The 1,744-nt window shown below is 57.9% G+C and carries 1 protein-coding gene; it reads left to right on the top strand.

Annotated features, from left to right (window positions below; translation table 11 throughout):
- Positions 1-1,210, top strand: a 1,210-nt coding sequence (locus tag AC2FNS_RS18015) for a recombinase family protein (RefSeq protein WP_496803940.1), incomplete at its 5' end; no start/stop codon positions are given.
- Positions 1,211-1,744 lie beyond the last annotated feature (534 nt).

Below are 1,744 nucleotides of genomic sequence, written 5' to 3' on the forward strand. Positions count from 1 at the left end.
GGGTGGCGTCCCGCCGCTCGGGTACAATCCGCATCCAGATCCAAAAACCCGCGGTCTCGTCATCAACGCAGTTGAGGCAGAAACCGTTCGGACGATCTTCGCGCTCTACGATGACCTCGGCTGCCTGAACGCGGTCATGCGCCGGGCCAATGATCTGGGCCTGCGCTCCAAGCTGCACCGCTTCCGCTCCGGGCGGGTCCAGGGTGGCAATCCGTTCTCGCGCGGCCAGATCTACGCATTGCTGCGCAACCCGATCTACGTCGGCAAGATCCGCCACAAGATCCAGATCTGGGATGGGCAGCATGAGCCGATTGTCTGCGAGGCGGTTTGGGACCGGGTCCAGGAAAAGCTGGCGGCTGCCAGTGCACGGCCGCGGGGCCGAAAGACTACCACCCAACGGATAGGGTCAAAATGTGCCGCCCCTCTCACTGGTAAGTTGCATGATGAAACTGGAGACCGATTGACCCCGACGCACACTCGGCGTCATGGACGGCAAATCCGATACTATGTCTCGAACCGGCTGGTCTCTGGCGGGACCGACCCCCGTGGCTGGCGATTGCCGGCAAACGCTCTGGAGCAGGCTGTGGCGAACGCTAGTGCACGGCATATCGGGAAACTGGCCCGCGACCATCGGATTTGCGTACGGCCCGATCTGCAGCGCGGTGATGCGATCTTAACAAAGGCACAGCACCTCACCTGTCGACTCTCAGAGGGCGCGAACGGTCTTCTTCAAAAGATCCTGGACGAGGGGCAGATCGAGAAGCGCAACATTGTCTTGAAGCTGAATGCGGACGCACTGGCCGAGGCACTTGGAGTGCAACCCAATGAGATAGACCGCGCGGTTCTGACGATTGAGGTTCCATTCGAACTGCGCCGACGCGGTGTCGAAGTAAGGATCGTCATCGGCGACCGCGAGCCTCAACCAGATCGTACGCTACTTCGCGCTCTTTCCCGTGCGCATGTCTGGGCAGCAGAATTGCGCAACGGCAGGCCCCTTGGAGAGATCGCCGTGGCGACGGGGCATGCAGAATCCTACATTCGCACGCGATCGCAGCTGGCGTTCTTGTCGCCCGAGATCCAGAGCGCAATCCTTGAGGGGCGCCAGCCGACGAACCTGACCCTCGAACGGATAATCCGAAAACCAGTGCCACTGGACTGGGATGCCCAGGCCCGATTGTTCGGCTTCAAAAGCGGTCAGTGGCTTCCCTGATCTGGATGCGGCATTCCCTGTTCTTTCCGAAAAGTTTCCTGATAATCGCGAAAATATTCCCTGTTAATTTGCGTAGGGAATTCTTCCGCAATGCATTGATAACGCGCACAGATTCAGGGTGGAACATCGCTCAAAAGTCCAAAACTTGAAGAATTTCCCTGTTAAATCCCTGTTAGCAGGGAATCTTGACGCTAACCGAAGCGCGTTATGGTGCCTTCGGAGACGTTGCGCGGAAATCGCGCCAGTTCACTGAATTACAGTCGTCTCTCTGGCAGATGGCATGGCCCAAGCGCTTGGAAAAAGGGGAGAAAACAGGGAAAGACGGACTGTGCTGACAGAGATAGGGGTGGGTGGCGGTGCTGGCAGACTAGTGCGAACCAGTCTCACAAAGGGCAGGATGCCTGCACTTTATTCGGTGCAGAAACCGCGCCACTCTGCGATAGCGGCAGCGCTGTTAAGATTGAAATTTGTTCTAGAAGACAGGCTGCGCTCTGAGTTGAACAAGTTTAGAACTGAGGCGTGAACGGCGGCGAA

It is taken from the genome of Ruegeria sp. BHSA191, from assembly GCF_059613325.1.